The 26,707-nt window shown below is 74.2% G+C and carries 18 protein-coding genes and 2 pseudogenes; 16 read left to right on the forward strand and 4 right to left on the reverse strand.

The features are described from left to right. The first annotated feature begins 1 nt into the window (after window position 1). The 8 genes and pseudogenes from carB (at window position 2) to BJ976_RS04735 (ending at window position 10,584) form a co-directional block, all read left to right on the forward strand. A complete protein-coding gene (carB, locus tag BJ976_RS04700) occupies window positions 2–3,301 on the forward strand; it encodes a carbamoyl-phosphate synthase large subunit (RefSeq protein WP_135030923.1) in 3,300 nt (1,099 codons plus the stop codon). Then, the gene (gene pyrF / locus BJ976_RS04705) at window positions 3,298–4,179 is read left to right on the forward strand and encodes an orotidine-5'-phosphate decarboxylase (protein ID WP_135030922.1); all 882 of its coding nucleotides are present in this window, start codon (window positions 3,298–3,300) and stop codon (window positions 4,177–4,179) included. The genes carB and pyrF overlap by 4 nt, the downstream gene beginning before the upstream one ends. A gap of 133 nt (window positions 4,180–4,312) precedes the next feature. Continuing rightward, the gene (gene mihF / locus BJ976_RS04710) at window positions 4,313–4,627 is read left to right on the forward strand and encodes an integration host factor, actinobacterial type (RefSeq protein ID WP_135030921.1); all 315 of its coding nucleotides are present in this window, start codon (window positions 4,313–4,315) and stop codon (window positions 4,625–4,627) included. Window positions 4,628–4,693: 66 nt separating this feature from the next. Continuing rightward, a complete protein-coding gene (gene gmk / locus BJ976_RS04715; protein ID WP_376698707.1) occupies window positions 4,694–5,344 on the forward strand; it encodes a guanylate kinase in 651 nt (216 codons plus the stop codon). A 76-nt stretch (window positions 5,345–5,420) separates the two neighbouring features. Beyond that, a pseudogene (rpoZ, locus tag BJ976_RS12230) lies at window positions 5,421–5,654 on the forward strand (DNA-directed RNA polymerase subunit omega); the annotation flags it as partial. A gap of 235 nt (window positions 5,655–5,889) precedes the next feature. Further along, window positions 5,890–7,158 carry a bifunctional phosphopantothenoylcysteine decarboxylase/phosphopantothenate--cysteine ligase CoaBC gene (gene coaBC / locus BJ976_RS04725; protein WP_135030919.1) on the forward strand — a complete coding sequence of 423 codons (1,269 nt, stop codon included), beginning with the start codon at window positions 5,890–5,892 and terminating at the stop codon, window positions 7,156–7,158. A gap of 15 nt (window positions 7,159–7,173) precedes the next feature. Then, window positions 7,174–8,436, forward strand: coding sequence for a methionine adenosyltransferase (gene metK / locus BJ976_RS04730; RefSeq protein WP_135030918.1), 1,263 nt, complete (start codon window positions 7,174–7,176; stop codon window positions 8,434–8,436). Window positions 8,437–8,532: 96 nt separating this feature from the next. Beyond that, window positions 8,533–10,584, forward strand: coding sequence for a primosomal protein N' family DNA-binding protein (locus tag BJ976_RS04735; protein ID WP_239286752.1), 2,052 nt, complete (start codon window positions 8,533–8,535; stop codon window positions 10,582–10,584). A gap of 21 nt (window positions 10,585–10,605) precedes the next feature. On the opposite strand, the gene BJ976_RS04740 is transcribed toward BJ976_RS04735, so the two are convergent. Both BJ976_RS04740 and BJ976_RS04745 read right to left on the reverse strand, forming a co-directional pair. Then, on the reverse strand, window positions 10,606–11,775 hold the full coding sequence (locus BJ976_RS04740; protein ID WP_308421544.1) for an alpha/beta fold hydrolase: 1,170 nt from the start codon (window positions 11,773–11,775) through the stop codon (window positions 10,606–10,608). Next, window positions 11,749–12,931: pseudogene (locus BJ976_RS04745) on the reverse strand (IS3 family transposase); the annotation flags it as partial. The gene BJ976_RS04740 and the pseudogene BJ976_RS04745, both read right to left, overlap by 27 nt. Window positions 12,932–13,208: 277 nt before the next feature. Here BJ976_RS04745 and BJ976_RS04750 point away from each other — a divergent pair. From BJ976_RS04750 to holA, 8 genes are all read left to right on the forward strand, one after another. Continuing rightward, a complete protein-coding gene (locus BJ976_RS04750; RefSeq protein WP_135031003.1) occupies window positions 13,209–14,957 on the forward strand; it encodes an ABC-F family ATP-binding cassette domain-containing protein in 1,749 nt (582 codons plus the stop codon). Between the two features lie 55 nt (window positions 14,958–15,012). Further along, window positions 15,013–15,798: an SDR family oxidoreductase gene (locus BJ976_RS04755; RefSeq protein WP_135031004.1), complete on the forward strand. Its 786-nt coding sequence runs from the start codon at window positions 15,013–15,015 to the stop codon at window positions 15,796–15,798. Window positions 15,799–16,071: 273 nt separating this feature from the next. Then, window positions 16,072–17,157 (forward strand): alkaline phosphatase PhoX, encoded by a 1,086-nt coding sequence (locus BJ976_RS04760; RefSeq protein WP_260399272.1) that lies wholly within the window; start codon window positions 16,072–16,074, stop codon window positions 17,155–17,157. Window positions 17,158–17,354: 197 nt separating this feature from the next. Then, the gene (gene leuS, locus BJ976_RS04765) at window positions 17,355–19,859 is read left to right on the forward strand and encodes a leucine--tRNA ligase (RefSeq protein ID WP_135030852.1); all 2,505 of its coding nucleotides are present in this window, start codon (window positions 17,355–17,357) and stop codon (window positions 19,857–19,859) included. A gap of 31 nt (window positions 19,860–19,890) precedes the next feature. Beyond that, the gene (locus BJ976_RS04770; RefSeq protein ID WP_135030853.1) at window positions 19,891–20,862 is read left to right on the forward strand and encodes a DegV family protein; all 972 of its coding nucleotides are present in this window, start codon (window positions 19,891–19,893) and stop codon (window positions 20,860–20,862) included. 93 nt (window positions 20,863–20,955) lie between these two features. Next, window positions 20,956–21,873, forward strand: a complete 918-nt coding sequence (locus tag BJ976_RS04775) for a ComEA family DNA-binding protein (RefSeq protein WP_135030854.1) — start codon at window positions 20,956–20,958, stop codon at window positions 21,871–21,873. 9 nt (window positions 21,874–21,882) lie between these two features. Next, on the forward strand, window positions 21,883–24,360 hold the full coding sequence (locus tag BJ976_RS04780) for a ComEC/Rec2 family competence protein (RefSeq protein WP_184231829.1): 2,478 nt from the start codon (window positions 21,883–21,885) through the stop codon (window positions 24,358–24,360). Window positions 24,361–24,553: 193 nt separating this feature from the next. Next, a complete protein-coding gene (gene holA, locus BJ976_RS04785; protein ID WP_135030855.1) occupies window positions 24,554–25,576 on the forward strand; it encodes a DNA polymerase III subunit delta in 1,023 nt (340 codons plus the stop codon). 89 nt (window positions 25,577–25,665) lie between these two features. Here the strand turns inward: holA and rpsT are convergent, their stop codons facing one another. Next, window positions 25,666–25,932 (reverse strand): 30S ribosomal protein S20, encoded by a 267-nt coding sequence (gene rpsT / locus BJ976_RS04790; RefSeq protein WP_135030856.1) that lies wholly within the window; start codon window positions 25,930–25,932, stop codon window positions 25,666–25,668. Between the two features lie 220 nt (window positions 25,933–26,152). Further along, a complete protein-coding gene (locus BJ976_RS04795; RefSeq protein WP_135030857.1) occupies window positions 26,153–26,689 on the reverse strand; it encodes a type II toxin-antitoxin system PemK/MazF family toxin in 537 nt (178 codons plus the stop codon). Between the last annotated feature and the right edge of the window lie 18 nt (window positions 26,690–26,707).

Consider the following 26,707-nt stretch of genomic DNA (forward strand, 5'->3'; position numbering starts at 1 on the left):
CATGCCCAAGCGCACCGACCTGAAGTCCGTCCTGGTCATCGGCTCCGGCCCCATCGTGATCGGCCAGGCCGCGGAGTTCGACTACTCCGGCACCCAGGCCCTCCGTGTGCTGAAGGAGGAGGGCGTGCGCGTCGTCCTCGTGAACTCCAACCCGGCCACGATCATGACCGACCCGGAGCTGGCCGACGCCACCTACGTGGAGCCCATCACCCCCGAGGTGGTCGCCAAGATCATCGAGAAGGAGCGCCCGGACGCGGTGCTGCCCACCCTCGGCGGCCAGACCGCGCTGAACACCGCGATCGCCCTGGACAAGGACGGCGTCCTCGAGCTGTTCGGCGTCGAGCTGATCGGCGCGAACATCGCCGCGATCGAGCTGGGCGAGAACCGGGAGAAGTTCAAGGGCGTCGTCGAGCGCGCCGGCGGCGAGTCCGCGCGCTCGCACATCGTGCACACCATGGACGAGGCCCTCGCCGCCGTCGAGGACCTGAAGTACCCCGTGGTGGTCCGCCCGTCCTTCACCATGGGCGGCCTCGGCTCCGGCATGGCCTACGACGAGGCCGACCTGCGCCGCATCTGCGGCGCCGGCCTGCAGTACTCGCCCACCTCGGAGGTGCTCCTCGAGGAGTCCATCCTCGGGTGGAAGGAGTACGAGCTCGAGATGATGCGGGACAAGAACGACAACGTCGTGGTGGTCTGCTCGATCGAGAACGTGGACCCCGTGGGCGTGCACACCGGCGACTCCATCACCGTGGCCCCGGCCATGACCCTGACGGACCGCGAGTACCAGAAGCTGCGCGACATCTCCATCAACGTCATCCGCGAGGTCGGCGTGGACACCGGCGGCTGCAACATCCAGTTCGCCGTGAACCCGGAGGACGGGCGCGTCGTCGTCATCGAGATGAACCCGCGCGTGTCCCGCTCCTCGGCGCTGGCCTCGAAGGCCACCGGCTTCGCGATCGCCAAGATCGCCACCAAGCTGGCCCTCGGCTACACGATGGACGAGATCCCCAACGACATCACGCGGAAGACCCCGGCCTCCTTCGAGCCGGTGCTCGACTACGTGGTGGTGAAGGTCCCGCGGTTCGCGTTCGAGAAGTTCCCCGCCGCCGACCCGACCCTGACCACCACCATGAAGTCGGTGGGCGAGGCCATGGCGATCGGCCGCAACTTCACCGAGGCCCTGCAGAAGGCGCTGCGCTCGCTCGAGCAGAAGGGCTCGGAGCTGGCCTTCGACCCCGACGCCGACCCGGTCGCCCTCCTGGAGCAGGCCCGCACCGCCACCACGCAGCGCCTCGCCCAGACCCAGCAGGCCCTGTACGCGGGCGCCACGCTCGAGCAGGCGTTCGAGGCCACGAGGATCGACCCGTGGTTCCTGGACCAGTTCATGCTCATCAACGAGATCGCCGACGAGGTCCGCACGGCGCCGGAGCTCGACGAGGCGGTCCTGCGCCGCGCCAAGCGCCACGGCTTCTCCGACGCCCAGATCGGCCGCCTGCGCCACATGGACCCGGCCGTGGTCCGCGGCGTCCGGCACGCGCTCGGCGTGCGCCCCGTGTTCAAGACCGTGGACACCTGCGCCGCCGAGTTCGAGGCGTTCACGCCCTACCGGTACTCGAGCTACGACCTCGAGACCGAGGTGCAGCCGCACGAGAAGGAGTCCGTGGTGATCCTCGGCTCCGGGCCCAACCGGATCGGCCAGGGCATCGAGTTCGACTACTCGTGCGTGCACGCCACGCTCGCCCTGCGCGAGGCCGGGTTCGAGACCGTCATGGTGAACTGCAACCCCGAGACGGTCTCCACCGACTACGACATCTCGGACCGCCTCTACTTCGAGCCGCTCACCCTCGAGGACGTCCTCGAGGTGATCGCCGCGGAGGAGGCCTCCGGCGGCGTGGCCGGCGTGTTCGTCCAGCTCGGCGGCCAGACCCCGCTCAAGCTGGCCCAGCAGCTCGAGGACGCCGGCGTCCCGATCCTCGGCACGTCGCCCGCGGCCATCGACCTCGCCGAGCACCGCGGCGAGTTCGCCCGCGTCCTGGACGACGCCGGCCTGATCGCCCCGAAGAACGGCACCGCCGTGTCCTTCGAGGATGCCAAGCGCGTGGCGGACGAGATCGGCTACCCCGTGCTGGTGCGCCCGTCGTACGTGCTGGGCGGCCGCGGCATGGAGATCGTGTACACGGAGGAGGCGCTGGCCCACTACGTGCGCCACGCCACGGAGATCACCCCGAGCCAGCCGATGCTCGTGGACCGGTTCCTCGAGGACGCGATCGAGATCGACGTGGACGCCCTCTACGACGGCACCGAGCTCTACCTGGGCGGCGTCATGGAGCACATCGAGGAGGCCGGCATCCACTCCGGCGACTCCGCGTGCGTGCTGCCGCCCGTCACGCTCGGCCCGGACGTGCTCGAGCGCGTCCGCGCCGCCACGGAGCGGATCGCGGCCGGCGTCGGCGTGCGCGGCCTGATCAACATCCAGTTCGCGCTGGCCTCGGACGTGCTCTACGTGATCGAGGCCAACCCGCGCGCCTCGCGCACGGTGCCCTTCGTCTCGAAGGCCACCGGCGTGCAGCTGGCCAAGGCCGCCGCGCTGATCGGCATGGGCAGCACGCTCGCGGACCTGCGCGCCGAGGGCCGGATCCCGTCGGACTACGACGGCGGGGCCCTCCCGCTGGGTGCGTCCGTGGCCGTCAAGGAGGCCGTGCTGCCCTTCACCCGGTTCCGCACCGCGGAGGGCCGCGTGGTCGACTCGCTGCTGGGTCCGGAGATGCGCTCGACCGGTGAGGTCATGGGCATCGACCGGCACTTCGACACGGCCTTCGCCAAGTCCCAGGCCGCGGCCGGCGGCCCCCTGCCCACCGAGGGCCGGGTGTTCGTGTCCGTGGCCAACCGGGACAAGCGCACCGTGGTGGGCCTGGCCAAGCGCCTGGTGGACCTCGGCTTCGAGATCGTCTCCACCGGCGGCACCGCCGAGGTGCTGCGCCGCAACGGCGTGCCCGCGGAGGTCGTGGCCAAGATCGCCGCCGCGACGGACGCCGACGGCGCCGGGACCGTGCTCGAGCAGCTCCATGACGGACGCGTGGACCTCGTGCTCAACACCCCCTCCGGGGGCGAGGCCCGCACGGACGGCTACGAGATCCGGGCGGCCGCCACCTCGCTCGGCGTCCCGGTGATCACCACCACGGCGGAGTTCGCGGCGTGCCTGCAGGCCATCGAGGCCATGCGGACCTACGCGTGGTCGGTCACCTCCCTCCAGGAGCACGAGGTCCGCCTCGCCGACGCCGTCGCCGAGGCCCGCGCATGAGCGCGACCGACGGCGCCCCCGCTCCCTTCGGCCGGCGCCTGGCCGAGGCCATGGCCGCGGCCGGGCCCCTGTGCCTGGGCGTGGACCCGCATCCGGGCCTGCTCGCCGACTGGGGTCTGGAGGACACCCCCGCCGGCCTCGAGGAGTTCTCGGTGCGGGCGCTCGCGGCCGCGGCGGGGGAGGGGACCCTCCGGGTGGCGGCCCTCAAGCCGCAGGTGGCCCTGTACGAGCGCCACGGATCGGCCGGTGTCGCGGCCCTCGAGCGGCTCCTGGCCCGGGCCCGGGACGCCGGCGTGCTGACGATCGCCGACGCGAAGCGCGGAGACATCGGCTCCACCATGGACGGCTACGCCGCCGCCTGGCTGGACCCGGCCTCCCCGCTGGCCGCGGACGCGGTCACCCTCAGCCCGTACCTCGGGTACGGGACGCTGTCGGCCACGGTCGAGCGCGCCCGCGCCGCCGGCCGGGGCGTGTTCGTCCTGGCTCTGACCTCGAACCCGGAGGGCGTCTCGGTGCAGCACGCGGGCGCGGCCGAGCCCGAGGGGGCCGTGGCGGCCCGGATCGTGGCGGCCGCCGCGGCCGACAACGCCCGCCTCGCCGAGGCGGGGGACTGGGGGCCCGTGGGGCTCGTCGTGGGCGCCACGGTGGCGGACCGGGCGGCGGCGCTGGGGGTGGACCTGGCGGGCCTGCGCGGGCCGCTGCTGGCCCCGGGCTACGGGGCCCAGGGGGCCACGGCGGCCGGGATGCGCGACGGGTTCGGTCGCGCGTGGCCGCAGGTGCTCGCCACCTCCTCGCGGGACATCCTCCGGCAGGGACCGGAGGTCGGAGCGCTCACCCGGGCGATCGAGGCCGCGCGGGCGGAGCTGACCGCCGCGTGACGGGTCGGCAAAGAAGATGACGCGTCAGATATTTGGTGGTATTTTCCCGTGGTGACCGAGCGGTATCCGGTTGATCGAAGGCATCACCGGTGACATGACCGCCCGGTCGGGACGAGGAAAGGCGAGTGACCGGATGGCGCTGCGGCAGCTGAGCACGGAGGAGCGGGCGCAGGCCCGGGCGAAGGCGCTGCGCGCCCGGCAGGAGCGCGCGGAGGTGAAGTCCGCGTTCGCCGCCGGCGAGGTCTCCCTCGGGGAGGTGCTCGACCGTGCGCACCGGGACCCGGCCATCGGCCGGCTGCGCACGGTGGACCTGCTGCAGGCGCTGCCGGGCGTCGGCGCGGTCCGGGCCACCGCCGTGATGGCGTCCTGCGAGATCTCCCCGGCGCGCCGGCTCAAGGGGCTCGGCCGCCGTCAGCGGGAGGCGCTGATCGCCTATATTGGCCGGTGACCATCCCACCCGCGGCGCGGGGCCGCTCCCGGCGGGCCGCCGTGCGCCCGTGACCCAGGAGACCGCGTGAGCACCCTCGACGACCTCGGCCCGGTTCCCCCCGTCCCCGGCGAGCGCGCCCCCTCCCGCCCCCCGGTCCCGGGGGCCGGCGTGACCGTCCTGGCCGGTCCCACCGCCGTCGGCAAGGGCACGGTGTCCGCCTACATCCGCGAGCACTACCCCCAGGCGTGGCTGTCCGTCTCCGCCACCACGCGGGCGGCGCGCCCGGGCGAGGAGGACGGGGTGCACTACTACTTCACCACCCCGGAGGAGTTCGACGGCCTCGTGGAGCGGGACGAGATGCTCGAGTGGGCGGTGGTGCACGGCGCCCACCGGTACGGCACGCGCCGCGACCGCGTCATGGACGCGGTGGCCGCCGGCCGCCACGTCCTGCTCGAGATCGACCTCCAGGGGGCCCGGCAGGTGCGCCGCACCCTGCCCGAGGCCACCTTCGTGTTCCTGGCCCCGCCCAGCTGGGAGGAGCTGGTCGCCCGTCTGGTCGGCCGCGGCACGGAGGGGCCCGCCGAACAGCGCCGTCGCCTGGAAACGGCTAGACTGGAACTCGCTGCCGAGCCGGAGTTCGACGCCGTCGTCGTCAACGACACGGTGGAGCGCGCCGCCGCCGAGCTCGTGAGGCTCATGGGCCTGGACCCCGCGTCCGGCGTGCCCGCCGCCTGAGCCGCCCGGCCCCGCGCGGGCCGAGCCCCTCACGCCGCAGCAGACCGACCGACCGCGAGACCCTCTGGAGACCCACGTGACCGACCAGTACGAAGGCATCGTCAACCCGCCCATCGACTCCCTCCTGGAGCGGGTGGACTCGAAGTACGCCCTGGTGCTGTTCGCGGCCAAGCGGGCCCGCCAGATCAACGCCTACTACTCGCAGCTCCACGAGGGCCTGTTCGAGTACGTCGGCCCGCTCGTCGACACCCACCTGAACGAGAAGCCGCTGTCCATCGCCCTGCGCGAGGTCGAGTCGGACGTCCTGGTGATGCGTGAGGAGCAGGCCCACCCGGGCGTCGCGGAGCTGGCCGACGAGGAGTTCGGCGACTTCCAGCTCCCCGGGGACGACGACCCGTTCGCCGCGGACCTGACCGTCGCGGAGCCGACGATCGAGGGCGTGGAGCCCGAGGCGTACGCGCCGTCGCGGGTGGAGCGCGAGGCGCAGGTGCAGGAGGACGTCACCGAGGGCGTCGACGTCGCCGACGAGGACGCCTGACCGTCCCATGGAGGTCGTCCTCGGCGTCGGCGGCGGGATCGCGGCCTACAAGGCCGCCCTGTTGCTGCGCCTGATGACGGAGGCCGGGCACGGCGTCACGGTCGTGCCCACGGAGAACGCCCTGCGCTTCGTGGGCGCCCCCACCTGGGAGGCGCTGTCCGGCCGGCCCGTGCGCACGGACACGTTCACGGACGTGGACCAGGTCCAGCACGTCCGCCTCGGCCGCCGCGCGGACCTCGTGGTGGTCGCGCCGGCCACCGCCGATCTGCTCGCCCGCACCGCGGCCGGCATGGCCCCCGACCTGCTGGGCAACGTCCTGCTCACCGCCACCTGCCCGGTGGTGCTCGCCCCGGCGATGCACACGGAGATGTGGCTCCACCCCGCGACCCGGGCGAACGTGGCCACGCTGCGCGGGCGCGGCGTCACCGTGGTGGAGCCCGCCTCCGGCCGCCTCACCGGGGCGGACTCCGGGCCCGGCCGCCTGCCGGAGCCCGCGGACATCTGGGCCGCGGCGCAGGCGGCGGCGGACGGCGGCGTCGACGGCGGCCACGCCCCGGATCCCGCCCTCGCGCCCCTGGCCGGGCGCACCGTGGTGATCACCGCCGGCGGGACGCGCGAGCCCCTCGACCCCGTCCGGTACCTGGGCAACCGCTCCTCGGGCAAACAGGGGGTGGCCCTCGCCGAGGTGGCCCTGGCCGCGGGGGCGCGCGTGCGGTTCGTCGCGGGCACCATGAGCGTGGATCCGCCCGCCGGCGCGGAGGTGACCCGCGTGGAGTCCACCCAGGAGATGCTGGAGGTCGTCCTGGACCGCGCCGCGGACGCGGACGCCCTCGTCATGGCCGCGGCGGTGGCGGACTTCCGCCCGGCGCAGGTGGCCGAGGACAAGATCAAGAAGACGGACGACGGCGGCGCCCCCACCCTCGTCCTCGAGCGGACCCCGGACGTGCTCGCCACGGCCGTGCGGGTCCGCGACTCCGGCGGGCCCATGGCGCCGGTCGTCGTCGGGTTCGCCGCGGAGACCGGGGACGCGGACACCACGCCCCTCGAGTACGGGAGAGCCAAGCTGGCCCGCAAGGGCTGCGACCTGCTGGTGGTCAACGAGGTCGGCCGCGGGCTCGTCTTCGGGCGGGACGAGACGGAGGTGACGGTCCTCTCCGCCGCGGGGGACCCGCCCGTCGTCCGGACCGGCACCAAGGCGGAGGCGGCCGAGACCGTGCTCGCGGCCCTGGCGGGCGTGCTGGCCCGGCGGGGCGCCGATGCGGCGTCCGGGCGCTGATCTAGACTGGGCGGCATGACCGAGACCGCCCCCTCGAGCCCCTCCACCGTCGCCGAGCCGTACCGCGGCGTGGGCGGCGGCGAGCTGCGCCTGTTCACCTCCGAGTCCGTCACCGCGGGCCACCCGGACAAGATGTGCGACCAGATCTCGGACGCCATCCTGGATGCCATCCTCGCCGCGGACCCCTCCGCCAAGGTCGCGGTGGAGACCCTCTCCACCACGGGCCTGGTGCAGGTGGCCGGCGAGGTGAACACGTCCGCGTACGTGGAGATCCCCAAGATCGTCCGCGAGACCATCCTGGACATCGGCTACGACTCCTCGGCCAACGGCTTCGACGGCGCCCAGTGCGGCGTCAATATCTCCATCGGCCAGCAGTCCTCGGACATCTTCGCGGGCGTCACCCGTTCCCTCGAGGCGCGCGAGCAGGGCTCCGCGGACACCGTGGACGAGCAGGGCGCGGGGGACCAGGGCATCATGTTCGGCTACGCCTCGGACGAGACGCCCACCCTGATGCCCACCCCCATCCACCTGGCCCACCGGCTCTCCGAGCGGCTCACGGCCGTGCGCCGCATGCAGAACTCGCCCCTGCCCTACCTGCTGCCGGACGGCAAGACGCAGGTCACCGTGGGCTACGACGCCGACCACCGCCCCCGCACCGTGGAGACCGTGGTGGTCTCCACGCAGCACCACGACGTGGTGTCCCAGGAGCAGCTGCGCCAGGACGTGGCCGAGCACGTGATCCGGCCCGTGCTCGAGCACTCCGGACTGGATGTCTCCGCCACCCGGTCCATCATCAACCCGGGCGGCAAGTTCGTGATCGGCGGGCCGGTGGGGGACGCCGGCCTGACCGGCCGCAAGATCATCGTGGACACGTACGGCGGCATGGCCCGGCACGGCGGAGGCGCCTTCTCCGGCAAGGACCCGTCCAAGGTGGACCGCTCCGCCGCCTACGCGCTGCGCTGGGTGGCCAAGAACGTGGTCGCCGCCGGCCTCGCGGCCCGCGCGGAGTTCCAGGTGGCCTACGCCATCGGCTCGGCCCGTCCCGTCGGGCTGTACGTGGACACCTTCGGCACCGCCACGGTCCCGGAGGACACCATCATCGCCGCCGTGAACGAGGTCTTCGACCTGCGTCCGGCCGCGATCGTGAAGGCGCTGAACCTGCTGCGGCCCATCTACCGCAAGACGGCCGCGAGCGGTCACTTCGGGCGCGAGGAGGCCGACTTCACGTGGGAGCGCACCGACCGGGTGGACGAGCTGCGCCGCGCCGCCGGGGTGTGAGCCGCCACGGACGCGCTGTTCAGCCTCCCCGAGGCCCAGGACGCCCCCCGGCTGCCTGAGTCCGCCGAGGGCTGGCCGGAGGACCCGGTGGCCCGGGTGCTGCTCGACACGCCCGTCCCGCACCTGGACCGCGAGTTCGACTACCTCGTCCCGCCCGCCCTCGACGCGCGGGCCGTGCCAGGCTCCCGCGTCACCGTGCGCTTCGGCGGGCGGGAGATGACCGGCTGGCTCGTGGCGCGCGTGGCGCAGCCGTCCACCGGCGCCCAGCTCACCGCGCTGTCCGCGGTGCCCACGGCGATCCCCCCGCTGACCGAGGAGGTCCTGGCGGCGGCACGGGCCGTGGCCGCGCGGCAGGCCGGCGTCGTCACGGACGTCCTGCGCTCCGCCGTGCCCGTGCGTGTGGCGGGTGTGGAGAGGGAGTTCCTCGCCGCCGCGGACACCGGACCCGTCACGGACCACCCGGTCTCCGAGGACGCCGCCTCGGACACCCCCGGCGCCGCGACCGCGCGGACCGCGCCGACGGTGTGGGAGTCGCTCGAGGGCGGCACCGCGTTCGTGGCGTCGGCCGTGGCCGGCGACGCCGTCCGGGCCGCCGCCGTCGTCCCGTCCCGGCTGGGCGAGTGGGACGAGGCCGCGGCCCTGGCCTCCCTGGCCGGCGTGGTGGCGGACGCGGGCGGCGGCGTCCTGCTGCTGGTCCCGGACCACCGGGACCTGGACCGGCTCTCCGCCGCGCTCGCGGCGGAGCTCGGACCGGAGGGGTTCGTGCGGATCGGCTCGGAGGACGGGAACACCCCGCGCTACCGGGCCCACCTGTCCCTCGTGACGGGGCGGGTGCGCGTGGCCGCGGGCACGCGGGCCGCGGCCTGGGCGCCCGTGCCGGACCTGCGCCTGGTGGTCCTGTGGGACGACGCCGACGACGCCTACGCCGAGCCGCGCGCCCCGTACTTCCACGCCCGGGAGGCGGTGCTCGAGCGGGCCCGCCAGGAGGGGGCCGCGGTGCTGTGCGCAGGGCCGTCCCGCTCCGTGCCCGTGCAGCGGCTCGTCGAGTCCGGGTGGCTGCTGGAGATGTCCGCCCTGCGCCCGGCCCGGCGGGAGGCCGGCCCGCGCGTGGTGGCCTCCGCGGACTCGTGGGAGGCGGCCCGGGATCCCTTCGCCCGCCGTGCCCGGCTGCCGCACGCGGCGTGGGAGGCGGCGCGCAGGGCGCTGACCGGGCCGGCTCCGGGCCCCGTGCTCGTGCAGGTGGCCCGGGCGGGCTTCATCCCCGCCGTGGTCTGCGACCGGTGCCGCACCCCCGCCCGGTGCCGGGCGTGCGCCGGGCCGCTGGCCTTCCGCGACCGCGCCGCGGCCGCCCGGGGCGAGCTTGCCTGCCGCTGGTGCGGCACCCGGGAGCGGGGCTTCCGCTGCACCGAGTGCGGCGCCGCGGGGGTGCGCGCCGGGGCGCGCGGCGTGGACCGCACCGCCGAGGAGCTGGGGCGGGCCTTCCCCCGGGTGCCGGTGCACTCCTCCTCGGCGGACCACCGGCTGGGCGCCGTGGGGGACGGGCCGGCGCTCGTGGTGGCCACGGTGGGCGCCGAGCCGCGCGCCGAGGGCGGCTACGCGGCGGCCCTGCTCCTGGACGGCGACGTCCAGCTGCAGCGGGAGGGACTGGACGTCCCCGCGCAGGTGCTCTCCCGCTGGCTGGCCGCGGCCGCGCTCGTGCGGCCGGCCCACCAGGGGGGCGTGGTGGTGGTCACCGCGGAGCACGAGGCGGTGGTGGGGGCCCTGGTCCGGCGCGATCCGCAGGGTTTCGCCGGCCGGCTCCTGGCCGAGCGCCGCGAGCTGCGCCTGCCGCCGGCCTGGCGGATCGCCGAGGTCGTGGGGACGGCCGCCGCCGTGGCCGAGTACCTCGCGCTCGTGGAGGCCGCCCGTCGCGAGCGCCGTGCCGCCGCAGGCGACGCCGGCGTCCCGGCTCCGGCGCTGCCGCCCCTGCCGTGGATCGGCCCCGTCCCGGACAGCGCGGACGAGACCCGCCACCGGGCACTGCTGCTGTTCCCGTACGCGGCCGCCGCGGAGACGGCCGTCGTGCTGCGGGCGGCCCGCGCCGCCGCGAGCGCCCGCCGGGAGCAGCCGCCGGTGCGCCTGCGCCTGGACCCGCCCGGCGTGCTCTGATCCGGCCGCCGTCGCTCCGGCTCAGGGGTCCGCTCGGGAGAGCCAGGTCCGGATCAGGGACGCGCATTCCGCCGGGCGCTCGTAGTGGAGGAGGTGGCCTACGCCGTCGAGCAGGTGGAGCACCGGAGACCCCCCGGCGAGCCGGATGTGCTCGGCCAGGGCGTGCTGGGCCGCGGGCGAGCCCATCGGGTCCTGGACGCCGCCGATCAGGAGGACGGGCAGGTCGAGGTGCGCGGCGGCGTCGAGCACGCTCCCCCTGCTCGAGCCGCGGTACGCCTCGGAGAGCATGCGCGCGGACGCGAAGGAGGAGAAGTGCCGCCGGTGCTGGTCGTGGGTGTACGCGAGCACGGCACGGTCCCGGGTCTGCGTCATGGCCGCCGTCGTGGCCCAGACGATCGGCGGCGCCCCCAGCAGCGCCCGCCCGGCACGCTCCGGCAGGCGGGCCGCCGCCTCGTACCAGGCCTGCGCGGCGGCCGAGAGCAGCCGCGCGGAGCGAGACCCCGAGGCGTCGAGCGCGGGCTCGGCGATGGGGTTGAGCAGGACGAGGGCGTCGGCGAGCGGGCCGCCCGCGGCCCGGGCGTCCGCCACCGCTCGTGCGGCCACCACGGACCCGTAGGAGTGGCCCACGAGGACGGCCGTTCCCGTCGGACGCGCCGCGGCCAGGACCTGGCGCAGAGCGTCGGCGTGGTGGGCCACCGAGTGCGCGGCGTGCGGGAAGGCGGGGGAGGCGCCGAACCCCGGCAGCTCCACCGAGAGCACGGCACGCTCGGGCAGACAGTCCGCCAGCAGCGCCAGACCGTGATGGTCGCCCCGGAACCCGTGGACGAACACGAGGTCCGGGGAGGGCTGCCCGGCGCGGGAGGCCACGGGCCCGTACGACCACACGGCGAGGGCCGTGCGCGCCCCGGACGAAGGGTCGGCGATCGTCACGTCCCGCCGCACAGGGACGCGCGCCGGCTGCCCCGTCAGCACGCGCGTGTCCCGGGGCGGGGCGGGCGGGCGCAGCAGGTCGCGCAGACGGACACGGTCCACGGGGCGCGGCGTCATCCTCACGGGCGGTCCCTCCTCGGCCTCCGGCGACACGGCCACCGCCCGAGCGGGGCCGCTCACGAGCCTAGTCCGGCAGCACGGGACTGATGCGCCCATAGGTGACAGTCGTCTTCCCGCCGCGTCTGCGGGCGTGTGGTCCATGATCAACTCGTACTCGACCGGCGTCAATCGGCCCAGGCGGGCCTGTCTGCGGCGGCGGTGGTAGGTCCGCTCGATCCAGGTGATGATCCCGGTCCGCAGCTCGTCCCGGGTGTCCCAGTCGCGTCGGTCCAGCACGTTCTTCTGCAGCAACGCGAAGAAGGACTCCATAGCCGCGTTGTCCCCGGCTGAGCCGACTTGGCCCATCGAGCCGATCAGCCCGTGGACGGTCAGGGCGTCCTGGAAGGCGGTCAATCGGAATTGCGAGCCGCGGTCCGAGTGCACGATGCACCCGGCCACCGCGTCGGTGCCTCCGCGGCGGGCCACGGCCTGCTCGAGGGCGTTCACGGCCAACGAGGCCTGCATCCGGCCGGTCATGGAGTACCCCACGATCCGTCCGGCGTCGAGATCCTTGATCGCGCTTCAGGTAGAGCTTGCCCTCACTGGTGGGGTGTTCGGTGATGTCGGTCAGCCAGAGCCTGTTCGGTGCTTCTGCGGCGAACTGACGGCGGACGTGGTCATCATGCACGGGCGGGCCTGGGCGGGCCTGGGCGGGTCCCGTTCTTGCCCCGCCTGGTCCCGAACGCGCTGTGCCACCCGTTCTGGTGGCAGAGCCGCCAGGCGGTACGGGCCGCCATCGGAGCGCCAGCATTCTCGGCCTCGTCCCGCAGCAGCCGGTACCCGAACTCCGGGTCGTTCAGGTGGGCGTCGTGCAGGGCGTTGGCACGGTGAGCGGCCTCCAGTTCAGCCTCAGTCACCGGGTTCTGGAGCCAGCGGTAGTAGGGCTGGCGGGCGAGCTTGAGGACCCGCAAGGACACCGCGACCGGGATCTGGTCGGCGGCGAGCTCGGACACGAGCGGGTACATCATTTTTTCGGCAGGCTCGCCTGAGACAAGTACGCCGCGGCGCGGCGTAGGACTTCGTTCTCCTGCTCCAGCAACCGGATCCTGCGGCGGGCTGCGCGGAGTTCTTCGGCCTCGGCCTTCGTGGTGCCGGGGGTGTTCCCGGCCTCGATCTCGGCCTGACGCATCCAGTTCGTCAGGCACGAGAAGCTGATCCCGAAGTCCTTCGCGATCTGCTTCAAGTGGGTGCCGGGCTCACGGTTCTGCGCGACCCGGACGACGTCCTCGCGGAACTCTTGGGAGTAGGGGGCGGGCATGGTGCACATCCTTCCCTGTGGTGTGGGAACACCACAGATTGTATGTCACCTACACGTGCATCAGTCCCCCCCCCTCTGGAACACCCGGCGCCGCACCTTCCGGCACCCGCCTATGCAGGATTTCGTGCACCACCGCCCCTCAAAGTCTCAGTAGGACGACAGCCCATCGTGTTACGGTCAAGCTATGCGTTCTTGATCCTTCGCCGTCCCGCGCCCGAGGCCACCGCCCGGCGGGAGCCCGCTTGGCGTGATAACAGCCCGCGCATTGAGGATCCCCATGACCGCGCCCACATCCCTCACCTCCGCACACCTGCGTGTGGACGGCGTCTCCCTGTCCTACGGCGACCGCCGGGTGCTCACCGACGTCTCCTTCACAGTCCCCGTCACCGGTCCCGTTGGCCTGATCGGGGAGAACGGTTCCGGCAAATCCTCTCTGCTGCGAGTGATCGCCGGGGTGATCGAGCCCGACGCCGGCACCATCATCGCAACCGCACCCGGCGGACCAGCCCGCATCGGCTTGCTCCATCAGGAACCGCCGTTCCGCCCCGAAGCCACCGTCTCCGACGCACTCGAGGAGGCGATCGCTCCTGTCCGCCGCGCAGCAGGCGCCGTCGACCGCGCCGCAGCCGCCCTTGCAGACACCCCCGACGAGGCGTTCCTCGCTGATGCCTACGTCCACACCCTGGAGACCGCCGAGCGCCTCCAAGCATGGGAAGTGGACTCCCGTGTGGAGGCGATGCTCCACGGGCTGGGCCTGGCCGCCATCCCGCGCGACCGCCCCACGGGGGATCTTTCGGGCGGGCAGCGCTCCCGCCTGGCGCTGGCCTGGCTGTTGCTGTCCCGGCCAGATGTTCTTCTGCTGGACGAACCGACCAACCATCTTGACGACGTCGCCACCGCCCACCTCCGCGGGGTGCTCGCAGAGTGGCGTGACCCCGTGCTGTTGGCCAGCCACGACCGCGCCTTCCTCGACGAAACCGTCGTGTCCCTTCTCGATCTCGACCCCTCGCCCGCCCCCCACGCGGTGACCTCGTCGCTGGTCGGCGACGGCACGGGCACGGGCATCGGGGTGACGCGCTTCTCCGGCACCTACATGGCCTACCTGCACTCCCAGCTCGACGCCCGCGACCGTTGGGAGCGGCAGTACCGAGACGAGCAGGAGGAACTCAGGCGACTCAGCGCACAGGTCGAACGCGACCAGACCGTCGGCAACCCCTCGCGCGGCGCCCCCAGCGAAGTCCGCACGGCCCGCAAGTTCTACGCGGATCGCAATGCCAAGGTTGTCTCGCGCCGGGTGAACGACGCCCGCGGCCGGCTGAAGGCGCTCAAGGACGCCCAGATCCGAAAGCCCCCAAGACAACTCCGCTTCGCCGGGCTGGCCGCGGCCTCCGACACCGGCCCCAACCGCCAGAACGAGACGACCCCGCCAGCGCAGGGGTACCTCACTGCGATCGAGGTCGGCCTCACCGGACGCTTGGCCCCGACATCGATCACCGTGGGCCCGGGAGAGAAGTGGCTCGTGACGGGACCCAATGGCTCCGGCAAGTCCACGCTGCTCGCGCTGCTCAACCGGTCCTGCACCCCTGACACCGGAACCGTCACCCGGCCACGCGGCCTACGCATCGGACTGCTCACCCAGGAAGTCGTCCTGCCCGACCCGGAGGAACGAGGTCGCGGACGCACGGTGCGGCAGACCTACCAAGACCTGGCCGGCCAGGAGCTGGCCGCCCGGGTTCCGCTGTCCACGTTCGAGCTGATCGAACCTCGGGACGAAGGCCGCCCCGTGGACGTGCTCAGTGTCGGCCAGCGACGCCGCCTCGCCCTGGCTGCGCTGTTGGCGGACCCTCCCGACGTATTGCTGCTCGACGAACCCACTAACCACCTGTCCCTCATGCTGGCGACCCAGCTGGAGGTGATGATCCCCAACTACCCCGGCGGCGTTGTCGTCGCCTCGCACGACCGGTGGCTGCGCCGCGGGTGGCGCGGCCACGTGCTCGAGCTCGACGATCCGCCAACCGATGCATGAACCGTTCGCTGGCGGCGCCCCGCCCCACCGACATCACATGAAGGAGACCCCGCCCATGAACACCCTCCACGGTCGTACCGCACTCGTGACCGGTGTCAGCCGTCGCCAAGGCATCGGTTTCGCCGTCGCCCGCAGGCTCGCCCGCGCTGGAGCGAGTCTGCGGCTCACCCACTACTCTGCCCACGATGCCCAGCAGCCGTGGGGTGCCGACCACATCGATGCCGTGATCGCAGAGCTGCGCCCGGATCTGCACCCCGGCGCGAGCCTGGAGCACACCGAGGCCAACTTCGGCGATCCCAAGGAGCCTGCCCGAGTGATGGACTGGGCCGGGCCGGTAGAGATCCTCGTGGCGAACCACGCACGGTCCGGGGGAGACGGAACCCTCGCTCAGATCACCCCCCAGATGCTCGAGGCGCACTGGCGGGTCGACGCGCAGTCGGTCATCCTCCTCACCCAGCACTTCGCGCACCGCTTCGCGGGGGGACCAGGCCGTGTCGTGTGGATGAGCTCCGGTCAGGCGGAGGGACCCATGCCCGGAGAGGTCGCGTACGCCGGGGCCAAGGCCATGCTGGCCGGGCTCGTCCGAACCGTGGCAGATGAGCTGGTGGATCAAGGAATCCTGCTCAACGCCGTCAACCCAGGACCCGTGAACACCGGCTACCTGGACGAGGCCACCACCTACCGCCCCGAGCAGCTCGACGCGATTCGCGCAGCCTTCCCCTTGGGCCGATTCGGGGAGCCCGACGACCCCGCCCGCCTGATCGAGTTCCTCGTCTCCGACGCGGGCGCCTGGGTAGTGGGACAGACCATCGCGTCAGAAGGAGGCTTCAGACGCTGGTGAACATCGTCGGAAGCCTGATGTGCCGTCAACCCGCATGAACGGCTTTCAGAATCGAATGACGGGGCGCGTTGCCGACTGCCGACGCCACATGGAGCACCCGCTGTGAAGTCCCAAACTTCTCGGGCCCTGCCTTTCATGCCGTTCTTCGAAGAGTTCGGCACGAGTTAGGCGCCGTCATCGGTGAACCTCGACGACAGGTGATCCGCTCCTGGGCGACGCGTGCACGTTCGTCAGCAGTCGGTGTGCCACGCTGACGCCATGCGTCGGCGCCCCATGGCCCTCCTGCCCTCGGGAACAATCACCCTCCGCGACACTCGCCGCTCGCAGACCCGCGACGTTGCCCTCGAGGCTTTCGAGATCGCCGTGAGCCCGGTCCATGCCCGGGACTCTGGGGTACCTCGGGTGCCGTTCTCATGGTTCGACGCCGTCGGGTACTGCAACGAGCTCTCCCGTACAGCCGGGATGTACGAGGCTGACACGGTCCAGGCGCGGGAGGTCGAATGGAACACCGCAGCCGACGGCTACCGCCTGCCCACCGAGGCCGAATGGGACTACTCCTGCCGCGCCGGGACCACGTCACCCACCTATGGCCCGCTCGAGGACATCGCCTGGACCAACCTCGATCATCTCGAGGGCCTCAACTCAGGGGCTATGGGAGTGGGACGCATGCGCCGGTTGGCGTCCACGTGCCATGCGGCGGCCCAGCGCGCCGGCGAGCAGGTCACCAGCTCCGTCGACGGCGCCACCGACACCCTGCAGAAGGATCACGGCGACGTGTTCGAGGTCTTCCCCGCCGAGGTGTCCCGCCAGGTGCCGCGCCCCATCACCGCGTGGGTCCGCGCCGTGTGGGAGGGCGCCGAGATCGGCCCCGACCGCGCCTCCGCGTACCTCACCGAGGACACCAAGGGCGGCCTGTTCTACCGCTGGACCGCCCCCGCGGGCGTCACCCTGCAGGCCGGCATCGCCTACGGCCAGGGCCTGTTCTTCACGCTGTCCCGCACCTCCGAGGGCGAGTTCCCGGGCGTCGTGGCGGACCAGGGCATGGTCGTCTACTACTCCTTCGCGGAGCAGACCATGACGCTCGTCGAGCACTGGGCCGTGGGCGGCTACGTCGACTCCCCGGACAACATCACGGTCTCCCCGTGGGGCGGCGTGGTCATCGCCGAGGACGGCTCCGACTCGAACCACCTGGTGGCCTTCACCGAGCGCACCGGCTCCGTGGCGCTCGCCAAGGACCTCGCCGAGCGCGGCGAGTGGGCCGGTCCCTGCTTCGGCACGGGCGGCACCCTCGTCGCGAACGTCCAGAGCGACTGCACCTACCTGATCACCGGACCGCTGGCGCGCCACCTGGCCCGCTGACGCACCACCCACCGGCGCCACGGCGCCCCCGTCCCGGGTGGGACGGGGGCGCCGTCGTCGTCCGGGTCCACTGCGGCGAACGGCCGCGCCGCCTCCGGCGGGGGCCGCGGGCCGGCACGTAGGATGGCGGGGTCCGCCCCGTGCCCGGGGCCGGGCGCCCCCACCCACCCCCTCGAGCAGCAAGGACACCGAACAGCGTGAGCGAGACGTCCCCGAACGCCACCCCGGCCACCCCGCAGATCCCCGCGGACGCCGAGTACTCCTTCGCCGACGTCGAGGACCGCTGGGCCGGCTGGTGGGAGCAGGCGGGGACCTTCACCCCGCGCGGCGACGGGACCGAGACCCGCACCGTCGTGGACATGTTCCCGTACCCCTCCGGCGACCTGCACATGGGCCACGCCGAGGCGTTCGCGATGGGCGACGTGATGGCCCGCTACTGGATGCAGCGCGGGTACGACGTCCTGCACCCGATCGGCTGGGACTCCTTCGGACTGCCGGCGGAGAACGCCGCGATCAAGCGCAACGCGCACCCGGCCGAGTGGACGTACGCGAACATCGAGACCCAGAAGGGCTCGTTCCAGCGGTACGGGATCGCCGTGGACTGGTCCCGGGAGCTGCACACCTCGGACCCGGAGTACTACCGGTGGACCCAATGGCTGTTCCAGCAGCTGCACAGGAAGGGCCTGGCGTACCGCAAGGACTCGCCCGTGAACTGGTGCCCGCAGGACCAGACCGTGCTGGCCAACGAGCAGGTCGTGGACGGGGCGTGCGAGCGCTGCGGCGCCGAGGTCACCAAGCGCACCCTGAACCAGTGGTACTTCCGCATCACCGAGTACGCCGACGCCCTGCTGGACGACATGGACCAGCTCACCGGCCACTGGCCCGAGCGCGTGCTGGCCATGCAGCGGAACTGGATCGGCCGCTCCGCGGGCGCCACCGTGGAGTTCCAGGTGGAGGACGGGCCCGTGGTGCCGGTGTTCACCACCCGCCCGGACACCCTGCACGGGGCCACCTTCATGGTGGTGGCCGCGGACGCCCCGCTCGCCCTCGAGCTGGTCGACGACGCCCACCGCGCCGACCTGGAGGCGTACCGGGAGGAGCTGAAGAAGGCCTCCGACATCGAGCGTCAGGCCACGGACCGCCCGAAGACCGGCGTGTTCCTGGGCCGGCACGCCGTGAACCCGCTGACCGGTGAGCGCCTGCCGATGTGGGCCTCGGACTACGTGCTGGCCGACTACGGCACCGGCGCCATCATGGCCGTGCCCGCGCACGACCAGCGCGACCTCGACTTCGCCCGTGCCATGGACCTGCCCGTGCGCGTGGTCCTGGACACCGGCGAGGAGGACCCGGCCGAGACCGGCGTCGCCACCACGGGCGAGGGCACCCTCGTGAACTCCGGCGAGCTGGACGGGCTGAGCAGGGCGGACGCGATCGCGCGCGCCGTGGAGATCGTCCAGGCCAGGGGCACCGGCCGGGGGACCACCACGTACCGTCTGCGCGACTGGCTCCTGTCCCGCCAGCGCTTCTGGGGCACCCCCATCCCCGTGATCCACTGCCCCGAGCACGGCGAGGTCCTCGTCCCCGAGGACCAGCTGCCCGTCACCCTGCCCACCGACCTCAAGGGCGAGCAGCTCGCCCCCAAGGGGCAGTCGCCGCTGGCGGCCGCCGAGGACTGGGTGGACGTGCCGTGCCCGGAGTGCGGGGCGCCGGCGAAGCGCGACTCGGACACCATGGACACCTTCGTGGACTCCTCGTGGTACTTCCTGCGCTACGCCTCCCCGTGGGACGAGGACCGGGTGTTCGACCCCGAGCTGGTGCGGACCTGGCTGCCGGTGGACCAGTACGTGGGCGGCGTGGAGCACGCCATCCTGCACCTGCTCTACGCCCGGTTCTTCACCAAGGCCCTGCACGACCTGGGCCTGGTGCCGTTCACCGAGCCCTTCCGCGCCCTGCTCAACCAGGGCCAGGTGCTCAACGGCGGCAAGGCGATGTCCAAGTCCCTCGGCAACGGCGTGGACCTGGGCCGGCAGCTGGACGAGTTCGGCGTGGACGCGGTGCGCACCACCATGGTGTTCGCCTCCCCGCCCGAGGACGACGTGGACTGGGCCGACGTCGCCCCCGCCGCCGCCGGCCGCTTCCTGGCGCGCGCCTGGCGTCTGGCCCGGGACGTGCGCGCGTCCGGGGGGCAGGCGGGCGATCCCGCCGACGGCGCCCTGGCGCTGCGCCGCGTCACACACCGCACCCTGCACGACGCCGCGAAGCTGGTGGAGGACCACAAGTTCAACGTGGTGGTGGCCAAGACCATGGAGCTCGTCAACGCGGCCCGCAAGGAGATCGACGCCGGCGCCGGCGCGGGCGACCCCGCCGTGCGCGAGGCCGCCGAGGCCGTGGCGATCCTGCTGTCCCTCGTGGCCCCGTACGCCGCCGAGGACATGTGGGTCATGCTCGGCCACGAGCCCTCGGTGGTGCGCGCCGGCTGGCCGGCCGTGGACGAGTCCCTCCTGGTGGAGGACACCGTCACCGCGGTAGTCCAGGTCAAGGGCAAGGTCCGCGACCAGCTGCAGGTCCCCGCGGACATCACCGCCGCGGACCTCGAGGAGCGCGCCCGGGCGTCGGAGAAGGTGCGGAACTTCATCGGGGACGCGGAGATCGTCAAGGTGATCGTGCGCGAGCCCAAGCTCGTGAACCTCGTGATCCGCTGACCCAGGCCCCCGACCGCGGAAGGAGACGGGCATGGCGAGCATCGAGGCCTGGCGGGACGACGCCGTCGAACGCCTGCGGGCGCGCCGCGGCCAGCTCGTGGGTCGCGCCCGCTACGGGCTGCGCCCCCCGCGCCGGGACCGCACCGCGATCGTCACCGACTCCTCCGCGGCCCTGCCGGACGCGGTGCTCGCCCACCCCTTCGCCGCGGGCATCCGGCAGGTCCCGCTGGCCGTGATGGTCGGGGACCAGATCCATACAGAGGGCGACGACGACCTCGCCCTCGACCTGCCGCTCGCCCTGGCCGCGGGCACGCCGGTGCGGACCTCCCGCCCCTCACCCGGGGCCTTCCGGGCCGTGTACGCCGACCTCGCCCGCGCCGGCTACGCACGGATCGTGTCCGTGCACCTGTCCGGGGAGCTCTCCGGCACGGTGGAGGCCGCGAGCCTGGCCGCGGTGGACGCGCCGTGCCCCGTCAGCGTGGTGGACTCCCGGACCGCGGGGCTCGCCCTGGGCATGGGGGTCATGGACGCCGCCGTCGAAGCCGGGTTCGGCCGCCCGGTCGACGAGGTCGTGGCGCGGGCGCGGGCGGCGGTCACCGGGTCCACCGTGCTGGTGACGATCCCCAGTCTCGAGCCGCTGCGCCGCGGCGGCCGCGTGGGCGCGGTGTCCTCCCTGCTCGGCACGCTCCTGCAGGTCCGGCCCGTGCTGTCCCTCGACGACGGCGCCCTGCACCTGGCGGACCGGCCCCGGACCACGGCGCGGGCGATCGACCGGATGGTGGAGCTCGTGGCCGACCGCGCGGCGCGCTCGCGGCTGCGCGTGGCCGTGCACACCTACGGCGACGAGGTCGGCGCGCAGACCCTCGTGGAGCGGCTCCAGCCGCACTCGGCCACCCCCGTGCCCGCCGTCCCGCTGCCGGCCGTGCTCGCCGCCCACGTGGGCCTCGGCGCGCTGGCCGTGGTGGCCGTGCCCCTCGACCCGGACACCGCTCCGGAGGGCTGACCACTCCTGCACAGGCGCCCCGCCCGGGCGGGGCGTCCACCGTGCCGGGTGCGGGAGGGGCGCAGGAGACGCACCGGAGCGCACGCTGGCTCCGTGAGCACCCCCCTCCTCGACCCGTCCCGCCCCGGCGCCCCCGCCGACCCGCCGGTCACCGCCGCCGACCTCCGTCCGGTCTCCCCGGACTGGGAGCGGCCCCCGGACCGTGCCCCACTACTGCGCTGGCGCGCCGCCGGCACGGCCCTGCTCCTCGTCCTGGTCGCCGCCGCGGCCTGGTGGGCGGTGCGCTGGCTGACCTCGCCCGTGCCGCCGTCCGTGGCGGGACCCTCCGCGGCGGCGCCGGCCGCGCCGGCCCCAGCATCACCCGGGGTTCCCGGTGTCCCGGCGGCGCCCTCCGCCGCGGCCGGCGCAGACGCCGGGGCCAGCGCAGGCACCGCAGCCTCGGCCGCGGGCTCCGACCCGGCGGCCGCAGACCCGAGCGGGCCCGCCGGTGGCCCGGGTGCGGCCACCGGTCCCGCGGTCCTCCGCGTCCACGTGGTCGGTCAGGTCCGCCGCCCCGGCGTCGTCGAGCTGACCCCCGGCGCCCGGGTGTCCGACGCGGTCGCCGCCGCCGGCGGAGCGAGCGGAGACGCACGCACCGACCGGATCAACCTGGCCGCCCCCGTGGCCGACGGCCAACAGGTGGTGGTCCCCGACGCGGACACCGACCTCACCCCCGACACCGCCGGCCCCGGTGCGGCCGCCGATGCCGCCGCCGGGCCCGGGAGCACCGACAGCTCCACAGCCGGGGGAACCGGAGGAGCCGCGGCGGCCCCCGGCGACGACCGGGTGGACCTCAACACGGCCGACGCCGCCGCCCTCGAGACCCTCCCCGGGGTCGGCCCCGCCACCGCGGAGAAGATCATCGACCACCGTCAGTCCGTGGGCCCCTACACCGGCCTGCAGGACCTCGACGCCGTCCCCGGGATCGGCCCCGCGACCCTGGACCGGCTGGCCGACCACGTCACGTGGTGAACGGCACCCATGGCCGCCCGCGCCCCCGCACCCGTCGACGCCCGATGGGTCCCCGCCCTGCTGACCTGCCTCCTCCTGGGGCAGGCCGCGCCGACGTGGCCGTCCGGGGCCTCCGCCGTCGTCTCGGTCGGGTGCCTGGCGCTCGCGGCGGCCGCCGGACTCCGCCTGGCCCTCGGCCGCCCCCACCCGGACGGGCGACGGCGCGGACTGCTCACCGCCTGCGTCCTGGCCGGGGCCGCCGGCGCCCTTCTCGTCCAGCACGTCTCCCTCGACCGCGCGGGAGCCGAACACGTGGGCTGGCCCCAGGCGGTGGCCGACGCCCGCGCCCTCCGTCTCGAAGTCGTGCCCACGGGGGAGCCCACCGCCTCCGACGCCCGCTTCGGGCCCCGCTGGCACCAGCCCGCTCGCGTGGAACGCCTCGGCCACCCGCCCCGAACCCTCGCCCCCGCCGTCGACGTCGTCCTCACCGGCCCCGGCACCGCCCCCACCCGCACCCCGCGCCTGTGCCTGGTCGGCGTGCCCGAGGCGCGCGACGGCACCGTGTTCGTCGCCGCACAGGCCACCCCCACCGCCGGCGCCTGCGGGACCACCGACCCCGGGACCGACACCCCCACGACCACCGGCCGGGACGCCCTGCGCGCCGCCCTGCGCCATGCCGCCGCCGACGGCGTGGGCACCGCGCCCCAGCTCATCCCCGGCCTCGTCCTCGGGGATCGCACCGCCCAGTCCCCGGAGCTCGACCAGGCCATGAAGGACGCCGGCCTCTCCCACCTCTCCGCCGTCTCCGGGGCCAACTGCGCCCTCCTCATGGGCGCCGTCACCCTGCTCCTGCGCACCCTCCGCCTGCCCCGCGCCGCCGTCACCGCCGCCGCCCTCGGCTCCCTGGCCGTGTTCGTCGTCATCGTGGGGCCCGAACCCTCCGTGCTCCGCGCCGCCGTCATGGGCGGGCTCGGCGCGCTCGCGGTGTTCCTGGGGCGGGGTCGGCAGGCGTTCTCCCTGCTCAGCGCGGGCGCCACCGTCCTGCTCGTGGCGGCACCCTCCCTGGCCGGCGAGGTCGCCTTTCACCTCTCGCTCGCGGCCACCGCCGGGATCGTCCTCGCCGCCGCGCCGGCCGACGGGTGGCTGCACGGCCACCTCGTCCGCGTCCTGCCCGACGTGCCGGCCCGCTGGCTCTCGTCCTCCCTCGCCGTGACCGTGGCGGCGCACTTGGCGTGCCAGCCGATCCTCCTGGCCATGACCGGCACCGTCAGCACATGGTCCGTCCCGGCGAACCTCGTCGCGGCCCCGGCCGTGGCGCCGGTGACGGTGCTGGGCACCCTCGCCGCCGCGGTCGTGCTGCCCGCTCCGGCGCTGGCCGGGGCGCTGGTGGCGGTCATCCAGTGGCCGGCGGCCTGGATCGGGGCGGTGGCCCTGACGGCCGCCGACGTTCCGGGGGCGGTCCGGCCATGGCCCGGGGGAGCCCTCGGCCTCTCCCTGGGCGTGCTGCTGACGGTGGCCACGCTGGCCGGGTTCCGGCTCGTGCTGGTCCTGGAGCGCACCCCGCGGGCCCCGGTCCGCCGGGTCGGCCGCTCCGCCCCGCCGGCGCGGGACCGGCTGCCCGCGGGGGGAGTGCTCACCGGAGTGCTGGTGACGGCCGCCCTGGGGACGGGCGCCGCCGTCGTGGTGCCGCGTCCGGCGGGGGCAACGCCGGAGGGCTGGGCACTGGCGTTCTGCGACGTCGGCCAGGGGGACATGGCGGTGTTCCGCTCGGGCCCGGCGTCGGCCGTGGTGGTGGATGCCGGCCCGGATCCCGACGCGGCGCGGCGGTGTTTGGAGGACCTGCACGTGGAACAGGTGGACGCCCTCCTGGTGACGCATCTGCACGCCGACCACGTCGCCGGGGCAGCCGGACTCTCGGGGGGCCTCGCGCCGGCGGAGGTGCGCCACGGGGCGTGGTCGGGCAGCGGCGGGGCCGGACGGGAGGAGCCGGGGATGCCGCCGCCGGTGGGGTCGGTGCCGCTGGCCACGGGACAGGCGGGTGCGGCGGGGCGGACCGGCTGGGAGGTGCGATGGGAGGTCCTGCTGGCAGACCCGCGGGCCGCCGAGCACAACGACGCCTCGGCCCAGCTGCTGGTCACGGTGGAGGGGGACGGGGGAGCGGTCCGCACGCTCGTCACGGGGGACATGGAGGAGGAGTCGAGCGCGGCGTGGGCGGCCGGGCGCCGGTCCGATGCCTCCCCGCCCCCGCGGGTGGACGTGCTCAAGGTGGCCCACCACGGGGCCCGCAACGGTGGCCTCGACGTCCCCGAGGCGGTGGGGGCGCGCCTGCATGTGGTGTCCGTGGGCGCGGACAACGACTACGGCCATCCCCACCCGGTGACGATCTCCGGTCTCGAGCGGCTCGGGCCGGTGGCGCGCACCGACCTCCACGGCACCCTCGCCCTGGTGCCCGCCTCGGACGGGTCCGTGCGTGCGGTGACCGTGCGGGCGCCGGCTGGAGCACCCTGACGCGCGGTGCGCGGGAAAACAACGTTCATTATTGACGAACAGTGTTCGGACAGCGGATGTAGGTCTTACCCATCTAGGATTACCACCACTACATCACCACCCCAGATCAGCCTCGAAGACGGGGGTCGGAGAGCCTCCGGCACAGCCCACCCACATCGAAGGACCGCCGGCCGCCCCGCCTAGGATGGAGACCATGTCCGCCGCACGCAGCTCTCGTCCCTCCCGCGGTGCCCGCGGCGCCGATCCGCTCGCCTGGCGCCAGGCCCAGCCGGGGCCGTTGATGCTGCTGCGGGGCCCCGAGGACTACGCGGCCCGCTGGGTCACGGACCGGGTCCTCGCCGCGCTGCACGAGCACCACGGGTCCCTGGAGACCCACACGTTCCGGGCGGGGGAGTACCAGTCCGGCCAGCTCGCTCAGGCCGCGAGTCCGTCCCTGTTCGCCGAGCCCACCCTCATCCGCGTGGACGGGCTCGAGTCGATGAACGACGCCTTCCTCGAGGACGCCCTCCGCCTGGTCGAGGCGGGCCCCGGCGCGGACGACGTCACCGTCCTGATGCGGCACGCCGGCGGCAACCGGGGCAAGAAGCTGATCGACGCCGTCGCGAAGGCCGGCACGGTGGTGGAGTGCCCGGCGCTGAAGCGGGACGAGGACCGCCTCGCCCTGCTGCAGGCCGAGTTCCGGGAGGCCCGGAAGCGGATCGACGAGGACGCCGCACGCGCCCTCCTGCGGGCCGCGGGGTCCTCCCTCACGGATCTGGCCTCGGCGTGCCGACAGCTGATCGAGGACGTGGAGGGACCCGTCACCGAGGAGGCGGTGGAGACGTACTACGGCGGTCGGGTGGAGGCCACGAGCTTCGCGGTCGCGGACGCGGCCCTGGACGGGCATGCGGCGCGGGCCGTCTCCCTCGTGCGCCACGCCCTCGCCACCGGCGTGCACCCCGTGCTGGTCACCTCCGCGCTGGCGCTCAAGGCCCGCCAGGTGGCGCGGATGATCGACGCGCGGGCCGGCCAGGACGAGCTGGCCTCGCTCCTGGGGGTCGCGCCGTTCCAGGTGCGGTTCGTCCAACAGACGGCGCGGCACTGGAGCCCGGCGGGCATCGCGCAGGCGGTCGAGTGGATCGCCCAGGCGGACGCGGAGGTCAAGGGCGGCTCGCGCAACCCGGACTTCGCGGTCGAGCGCGCGGTGATCCGCGTGGCCGCCGCGGTGCGCCGCTGACCCGGCCCGCGCCCGCAGGGGCGGCGCCACCGGTACGACAACGGCCCCCGACCGTGAGGTCGGGGGCCGTTGTCGCCTGCGCGGGAGGATCAGGCGGTGAGGGCCTTCACGCGCGCGGCGATGCCGGACTTGCGGTTCGCGGCGTTGTTCTTGTGGATGACGCCCTTGGAGGCGGCCTTGTCCAGCTTGCGGGAGGCGGTGCGCAGGGCGGCGACGGCGGCGTCGGCCTCGCCGGCGGCCACGGCCTTCTCGACGGCGCGGATGGCGGTCTTCAGCTCGGACTTCACCGCCACGTTGCGCTGGCGCGCCTTCTCGTTGGTGAGGATGCGCTTCTTCTGGGACTTGATGTTAGCCAAATCGGGTCCTTCGTCTGCAGGCACGCGGAGGGGTCCGCGCGCCGGATGAACAGGGGGTCGTGGAGGGTGCCCGGGTCCGTCGACTGAGCGGCGTGGGGAACACCAGGTGTGAACGCCCCGGGGGTGCCCGTCGACCGGCGGACACAATGCGTACAACCCTACCATCCGCGGCCCGTGGAGCCGGGAGGCGGACACGCGGGTCCGCGCCCGTGGCGCAGGGTCAGCGCTCCCAGCCCTGGACGCGGGCGAGCGCGTCGCCCACCGCCTTGAACCGGGCAGGGTCCAGCACGCCGCCCTCGCGGCGCACCCGGGCCGGGTCCACCCGGAGCACGCGGTCCAGCTTGACCTCGGAGGGGCGACCGCGGCGGTCCCAGGGGCCGGAGCCCACGTCCACGTAGTCCGCGTCCGTGCGCACGCCGTCGTTGCGGTCCCGCGTGGTGAGCATGAGGCCCAGGAGGTGCTCGCCCTCGCGGCCCACGAGGAGCACCGGACGGTCCTTGCCGCGGCCGTCCATCTCCTGGTACGGCACCCACGTCCACACGACCTCGCCGGGACCGGCGGCCGGGCCGGGCAGCGGCGCGTACTGCACGCGTGCACGGCCCGTGAAGTCGGGCAGCGGTGCGCCGCCGTCGTGCCGCCGGGGCGGTGCGGGACGGGCGGGGGAGTCGGGGCGGGCGCCGCGCACCTCCTGGACCGCCTTGAACAGGCGGTAGGCACGGCGGCCGAGGGACAGGGCGCGGTGGAAGTCGAAGGCCATGGCGCCGAATCTATCCGG

The sequence above is a fragment of the Micrococcus flavus genome (assembly GCF_014204815.1).
GTDB lineage: Bacteria > Actinomycetota > Actinomycetes > Actinomycetales > Micrococcaceae > Micrococcus > Micrococcus flavus.